Source organism: Candidatus Sysuiplasma jiujiangense (genome assembly GCA_019721075.1).
GTDB classification, from domain to species: Archaea; Thermoplasmatota; Thermoplasmata; order Sysuiplasmatales; family Sysuiplasmataceae; genus Sysuiplasma; species Sysuiplasma jiujiangense.
This window is the reverse complement of the sequence record JAHEAD010000033.1, coordinates 1-7,564: the sequence shown is the minus strand read 5'-3', so window position 1 is coordinate 7,564 and position 7,564 is coordinate 1. Positions and strand designations below refer to the sequence as shown.

5 protein-coding genes are annotated in these 7,564 nt (G+C 51.1%); all 5 read left to right on the top strand.

Annotated elements, in window-relative coordinates; all coding sequences use genetic code 11:
• The first annotated feature begins 63 nt into the window (after positions 1-63).
• The 5 genes from KIS29_10895 to KIS29_10875 are packed head-to-tail and all read left to right on the top strand — an operon-like array spanning position 64 to position 7,528.
• Positions 64-1,293 (top strand): hypothetical protein, encoded by a 1,230-nt coding sequence (locus tag KIS29_10895; GenBank protein ID MBX8640832.1) that lies wholly within the window; start codon positions 64-66, stop codon positions 1,291-1,293.
• A gap of 1 nt (position 1,294) precedes the next feature.
• A complete protein-coding gene (locus tag KIS29_10890; protein MBX8640831.1) occupies positions 1,295-1,672 on the top strand; it encodes a hypothetical protein in 378 nt (125 codons plus the stop codon).
• Between the two features lie 11 nt (positions 1,673-1,683).
• Complete coding sequence (locus KIS29_10885; GenBank protein MBX8640830.1) at positions 1,684-1,962, top strand: hypothetical protein; 279 nt, start codon at positions 1,684-1,686, stop codon at positions 1,960-1,962.
• On the top strand, positions 1,962-2,276 hold the full coding sequence (locus KIS29_10880) for a hypothetical protein (GenBank protein ID MBX8640829.1): 315 nt from the start codon (positions 1,962-1,964) through the stop codon (positions 2,274-2,276). Before KIS29_10885 ends, KIS29_10880 begins: the two co-directional genes overlap by 1 nt.
• The gene (locus KIS29_10875; GenBank protein ID MBX8640828.1) at positions 2,273-7,528 is read left to right on the top strand and encodes a PKD domain-containing protein; all 5,256 of its coding nucleotides are present in this window, start codon (positions 2,273-2,275) and stop codon (positions 7,526-7,528) included. Before KIS29_10880 ends, KIS29_10875 begins: the two co-directional genes overlap by 4 nt.
• The last annotated feature ends 36 nt before the right edge of the window (positions 7,529-7,564 follow it).

Genomic DNA, 7,564 nt, shown 5'->3' with positions numbered 1-7,564 from the left:
GCAAGCACTAAATTTCCTCCGTAAAGTCCGGGCTTGGCTTCCTCCGTAAGGGAGGAAGCGGAAATGGCTAAGAAAAATAAGGGTTCAAGCGCCGGTAATACGGCAAAAGGTTCTGCAAAGACGAAGAAAAGTATACCCACGCACGTTGGGAAGTGGCCCATAGGGGGGCTTGTTGTCGGGCTTCTGGCAACGCTGCTGCTGTTTGTGGGCCTGCTGGCGAAACCCACGTATACCATAGTCGGCCACGTCGTGGTTTTTAATGACGGCATAATCGCGCCTGCAATCATATTCGGAGCCGTCGTGTGGGCTGTCATCGAGACCCTGACGCCTCCGGGGAAAAGCATCCTGGATCTCATCTGGAGGGCGTTCGCTGGCTTTTTCATTGGAGGGTTGATAGGAGGATTCCTGGGCTATGAGTTCGGCTTTGCCCAGTACATTCTCGTTCCGGCTTACAATGGCAATGAGGCAGCGATCCTGTATCTCGTGTCTATCCTGATATTTGGCCTCGTTGCCATATGGGATGCGGCATGGTCAGACAGGAAGGGATACATGGGGCAGAAGGGATCAAAGGTAAAATCCCTTAATTTCAAGGAATCTGGAACGGGCAAGGCAGCAAGGAAATTCCTTGGGCTGTTCATTGCACTCATATCAGTTTTCCTCATGATCTTCCTCTCTGCCGGCGTAGGTCATGCCCTCGTGGCGGGAAGCGACAACTCACCGGTTCTGCAATCCGAGTCCATTACATCATACGTTTATGGGTCATCCGGGGCAATACCATTTGGCCAGGTGAACGGCACTGCCACGTTTGACTTTCCATCGTCTACCATAGGCAATGTCACCACATACTCAAGCCAGGTATGGGTCCGTACCAATCTCACAGTGGCTGAACTGAACAACTTCGCTGTTTCCAAAATCTCCATAGCAACTTCCGATGCACATCCTGCGAACGTCTCCCTGGGCACAGGGTACAACGTGTCAAGCTTTCAGCCATTTGCATATGAGAGCCTGAAAACCCTATCCATTGCAAATTTCAGCATAAGCCCGTCATACCTGACCGGCAACCAGAGCACCTACCTGATGGTCCTCATACAGTCGAATGTCACGTCAATTTCCATGAGCATACATGCATACGGCAACACAGGCCTTACGACAATCATCGGGTCTTACAGTGCAGAGCAGACCGGATATTTGATTGGTACAATCTTTACCTTCGTGGCAGCGATACTCGTGGCCCCATGGTATGACATCGGCGTGTTCGACAGGCAGGATTCAGCGAAGAAGGGAGGGAAGTGAGATGTTAAATCGACTCATATTCCATGTGAAAAACATCAGAAAGGCAAGGCTTAAAATCTCTGTCCTTTCCCTGATGTTCATACCGATGGCCACGAGTTCCCTGGGCACAACGATTTTCAACAGCATCTGGGGATTAATGATGGGCTTCCTCCAGGTCATACTCACCGGACTGGGTACAATGTTCGGAAGCATATTCTCCGGGTTCGCAAACTCGATCAACATCATGTTCCAGGGATTTGGTTTTTCGTTGGCCGGGTACGGAGTATACGGTCCGCTGATGTTCATCCTCGGAATCGGCATTGCGCTGCTTGCGGGATTCCTGATCCTTGCACTGGTCGGTCCGTTGAGGGATCTTGTGGGCATGGAGGACGATGTCTGAGGTAAGCATGGATGTCCGTATCCTCCTCCATAATGTCCTCGCCCCTCTGGGGATTCCTGCAGGTCATGTACAGGTTCCTGCAGACCGTGCTTTCGGACCTGGAATACACCCTGATAGTGCCCCTCCTGCAGTCAGTGACCGGGGATTTCGTTTCCGTGTTCCAGGCGTGGCAGGGGAACTACGGCATCCTTGCGCCGACGATCGTGGTTGCATCCTTCGGCATGACACTCGTCGGGCTGTACCTGGTATTCTCCTTCACGGTTCCGGTCAGAGATATGGTGAGTGAATAATGTCATATTATGGGGTGAGCCCGCCATCCCTGATCTCATGGCTCAATCCGCTGGACGCCATTAACAACGTCATACAGATCATCCTGTATTTTTTCGCCATGTCCCTCTATTATCTTGCGGAGCTGTTCAACCTCATCCTCGGAGTGGTTGAGGGAGTAATATCCGGAGTCATAGGCAGTTTCGCCTCTGCATCCCTCTCCATGGGGCCTTTTGCGCTGCCCGTATTCATCACACTCCTTGCCCTGTTTCTATCCGCAATGGTGATAATCGGCATGGTCGTGCATGACCTGCCTATAGTGGGGGCAGTGTCATGAGCCGAAAGCAGATACTTGCCATATTCTTTGCGATTATGATGATCGCATCGGGAATAGGCATGCTTGCCATCCAATCCCTTACAGTGGGGCATGGAACACAAATTCAGTACCTGGCGGATTCCACGACATCAGGGGGGACATCATACGTTGACGAGGGTCAGGGGATAACTTACAGTTATAGTACATCTTTTAATGTAGTATCTGAGCCGTTAACCGTGAGCGCCACGCTGACCGTGAACGGATATACTTCCACCCAGTCTACGACATATACAACAACAGGAGACAAGAGCAAAACTTGGAATTTCGGTTATACATGGTCGTCGACATCCGGTTCTGCGAGCGGGACATCATACGGATGGAGCATAACAACAACCGACAGTTATGGGGGGAACGTTGGAGGTGATTCCGGAACCACCATAGTATACACTGATCCTTCCGTGTCAGTATCTTCAAGCTTGAATCCCGCAGATTCCGGGCAAGCCTTTACTCTGGCGGCATCGGTCTCAGGAGGGACCTCGCCATACACGTACCAATGGTACACAGGCTCATCCGGGTCAGGAACGGCAATAAGCGGGGCAACATCATCCACTTACAGCACCTCAGAAAGTCCCTCGTCGGCAACTTCATATAATTTCTATGTTAGTATCACGGATTCAGTCGGAGAAATAGCAACTTCCAGTACCTTCACCCAGAATATCAATGCTCCTCTCGTTCTTGCAGTATCTTCCAACCTTAACCCGTCTGATACGGGGCAAATCGTGGATTTCAGCACGGCAACCTCCGGAGGGACCGGGAGCTATTCCTCATATTCTTATGTGCTGTATGACGGTACCAGTACATCGGATGCACAACTCGCCTCAGGATCGACATCATCCTTCAGTTACATATTTAGCACTGCAGGTTCGTTTCTCCTTGATTACTCTGTAACAGATACCAATGGCTATACATATTCAACGTCGATCACGCAGATCGTTTACCCCGATCCGCAGGCAGCCGTCATCAATGCAATGACGCCGGGTGTATTCTACGTATATTCATACACCTCAGGGCCGACAGAGGGTGCTGTTCCGTATTCCGACATCAGTTCCTACCCGCTGTCGATGCCGGATTCCTCCCCAAACAACGTGTCCACGTGGACGGGAACGTTTAATGACGGAGGCTTCGGCTATGACTATGGAAACCCGGGCTACAATGGGCAGACCTTCCTTGGTCGGCCCAATGTGGCATATCCCTCTTCTCTCGGCGTCCTGAACACGGAACCTGGAGGGAGAGCATACGATGAAGGATACATGGCCGTTACAGTGCTCTATTTCGCCGCAGGAACGTATACATTCAACGGCGAATATGACGACAACGGAGCCATGTTCATATCCAGTAACGGGGTGGACTGGACTTCCATAATAGGAAGCAGTGCGTGGGTCAGTGAAGGAGCTACGGCTTATTCCGGTACAGAGACGCTCTCGGCAGGATGGTATTTCTTTGCCGTCGATAATGGAAATATGGGCGGCGGGATCTCGATGTCCGCCCTGAATATCACGGGCGGATCAATCTCCGTCTCCGGCACCCCGCCCATCGTGAGCACCACCGATGCTGGGGTGCCGCAGTTCTTCCTGTCAGCAGTTATGGGCGGGGCAGGCACCGGATATACTTACAGCTTTACGGGTACCGGGACTACGTACACAACCCCTGCTTTCGGCACCGACCTGACGGCCGGATCATACACCGAGGATCTGTCCGTGACAGATGGCGCAGGTGAAACATTGACTGCCACGGCTTCGGAGGTGGTTCACTCCGATCCAATCGTATCCGCATCCTCCTCAGTCAGTTCGGCGGATGTCGGGTATAGTATAACTTTCTCTTCCAGCCCGTCAGGCGGGACAGGACCATACTCATACTCCTGGACCCTGAACGGCAGCCAACTCTCAACTGCCCAGGATTTCTCCTACTCTTTCGCTTCCGCTGGATCTTACACGCTAACTATTACCATCACGGACAGCGTTGGGGTAACATACAGTGCAACGGTCTCGGTCACGATCAATGACAATCCTTCGGTTTCCGTATCATCATCGCAGAACGCTACCGACGTAGGCAATTCTGTGTCGTTCTCCGCAGTTGAATCCGGAGGGACCGGGGCCGACACGTATTCTTGGCTAATTAACGGGGTGCAGGAATCCACCGCAGCCTCGTTCTCATATTCCTTCAGTTCGGCCGGATCATACTACGTAAATGTAACAGTCACTGACGGGGACGGCCATACCGCTTCGTATTCATATTTGGAAACTGTAAACCCTGATCCTTCGGTTGTGATTCATGTGGTCCACAATCCCACTGATGTAGGGACATGGGCGAACTTCACTGCCTCGATATCCGGCGGGACCGGGGCCGACACGTATTCATGGACCGTAAATGGAGGGTCGTTTACGACCCCCTACGTGAATTACACATTCACCGCTTCCGGCACCTTTAGCGTATCCCTCACAATCACGGATGCCAATGGCAATACCGCATCGAACAGCATGAATGAGGTGGTAAACCCCGATCCATTGGCCACAATAGAGGCGCAGTATGCCACAGTGGACCAGGGGATCAACGACACATTATTTGCCCAGGTGACCGGGGGGTCATCACCCTTCAATTACTCGTGGTCACTGGGGAGTGAGATCGTGAACTATTCCCAGGAATTTCACCTGCAGTTTCCTAATACGGGATCGTACACCGTCAACCTTTCTGTCACCGATAGCCTTGGAGAGAAAACAACCACATCATTCACCATCAAGGTGATTGCCAAACCATCCGCCCTCATCGAAGGGTCTAACCGAACAGATATTTCCACAACCACGTACTGGGAAGGATTCGGTTCCTATGGCACAGCACCATACAACTACTACTGGTACCTGAATGGCGTCAACACATCGTCCGGGCTGTATTTTCAGTATTCTTTCCCAAAAACCGGCCCGTATAATATCTCCCTGCTCATCATGGACAGCCAGGGATCAAAGGCATATGCCTACCTTGATATAACAGTTGAACCACTGCCTCTGGTCACGGTATCTGAATCACGATCAACAACGGATGTTGGCATACCTGTGTATTTCAATGCCACCACATCAGGAGGCACACCATTCTACAATTACACCTGGTCAATTTCGGGCATAGGGTACGTGGGGTACCAGCAGGACATGGTTTACACTTTCTCGCTTGCCGGCTATTACAACGTTTCTGTAAAGGTATCTGACGGTTCCGGGAACGTGGCAGAGGCATCAATTGAGATAAGGATCAATGCACTGCCCGGAGTATCAATATCGGTGGAATATCCCAACGTAGACGTAAATGTTATCGATGCATTCAATGCAGTAATCACTGGCGGAACGCCAGGATATTCATATTCCTGGTTTGTGAACGGATCGGCAGCGGGTGATTCACCCTCCTTGAACTATTCATTCGCAAAGCAGGGGATATATCCAGTCCGCCTCGTGGTCATGGATTCACAGGGACAGTCATCTTCCTATGTTCTCGATGTCACTGTGGAATCATATCCTGTGGCATCCATAATTCCATCCCGTACCTCATTGGATGCCAACGTATCCGATCAGTTCCGGGCATCCGGGTCCGGCGGAATTGGACCCTACTCTTACGAGTGGGTCATCGCAGGCCACACATTCCACAACGGCACCGTTTCTTATGTTTTCCAGGCGCCGGGCAATTACACCGTTCAGCTGGTGATATCAGATTCCTTCGGGAAGGACGCATCCGCTTCGATACTGATATCTGTCTATCCAGATCCGCAGGTATCCATCTCATGGTCAGGCACTCCCATTGTGTCCAGGCCATTCGGCATGCATGCAAACATAACAGGCGGGATGCCCCCATATGCCACATCCTGGATATTTCCGTCCGGACAGCATGAGTCCGGCACAAACGTATCTCATGTATTCGAGTCATCAGGTCCGAGGACATTTGAAGTACAGGCATCTGATCAGGGCGGATACATCCAAACGAAAAATTTCTCGATCAGCGTAGATCTTTATGTGGCCATCGCCGCCAACCAGACATCCGGTCTCGCACCGCTGGCGGTGCAGTTCACCTCATCTGTCCTTGGAGGTACAGGGTATTCATATAACTGGTCATTTGGCGATGGACATTACTCCCTGGAGCAGGATCCTTCATACTCGTTCCCTGTGGGCAACTACACTGTTGCATTCACGGTCACGTCCGCAAACGGCGCAACAGGATACGCGAATATCAGCATACAGAGTTTACCGCCGCCTGTCTCATTCGTTTACTCGTCAGGCCTGAACATCACACAGGCATTTGTATTCAGAGCAGAGCCGAACTGGGATGCTCAGGGCCCATACAACATGTCATGGTCCTTCCCCAACGGGCAAACACTCACTGGCCTCAATATTTCATACAAATTCCCCATATATAACGAACTGAACACGGTGATTGCAACCTTCTCCTACGACAACGGAAAAACCTGGACTCAGTACCTCACAGTGCGGATGATACCCGCCGCCCCAACCATTTCATTCACGTCTCCCAGGGAGATTCCCGTTGATACCATGCTCTCCCTGAATGCAACTGCCACAGCGCCGGACTCATCGACCTTCTCCTATTCATGGGATATCAACGGGTCATCGTATTCCGGTCAGTCGGTTCTTTACTATTTTGGGCATGCGGGGAATTACTCTATCTCAGTTACAGCCACCGACGGTCTCGGAGCATCTTCTACATCAACTCAATACATCAACGTCCTGCCACCAGGAACGAACAGCAGCATCGTTCTCTCCTATAGGCAGCATTCAGTGGGGCCAATGACGTACTACACGATCAAGGTGCAGTCACTGCATGGGATCACGGCGGTTGAGGCATTCATCGGCAGCACTATGTACTCTCCCACAGCAATAAATTCTACCTATTCGACATCAGGGGAGATTGGATACTTCAACCTCACAATGAACCAGGGACAGTTTGATTCCGGAACGTATGGGATAAAGGTAGTTGTTTTCAACAACAATTCTGCGAGCAATTCCATGACGATGCCCTTCTCGGTATCCAATTCCCTGTCATCGAACCCATTCACACTTGGGACACTGATATCATTCTTCGGAGGCCTGTCTAATTTTTTGATAATCATGCTGACACTGGCAGGGATCGGGATAGCAGCCATACAACTGCGCAAGCCACCAATAGACGTTGTCGCTACCAGCGGCGGCAAGACCAAGACATACAAGCTGGACACGAAGAGGTGAAAGAATGGGAACAAAGTTTAGGACAATAAAGAAAAA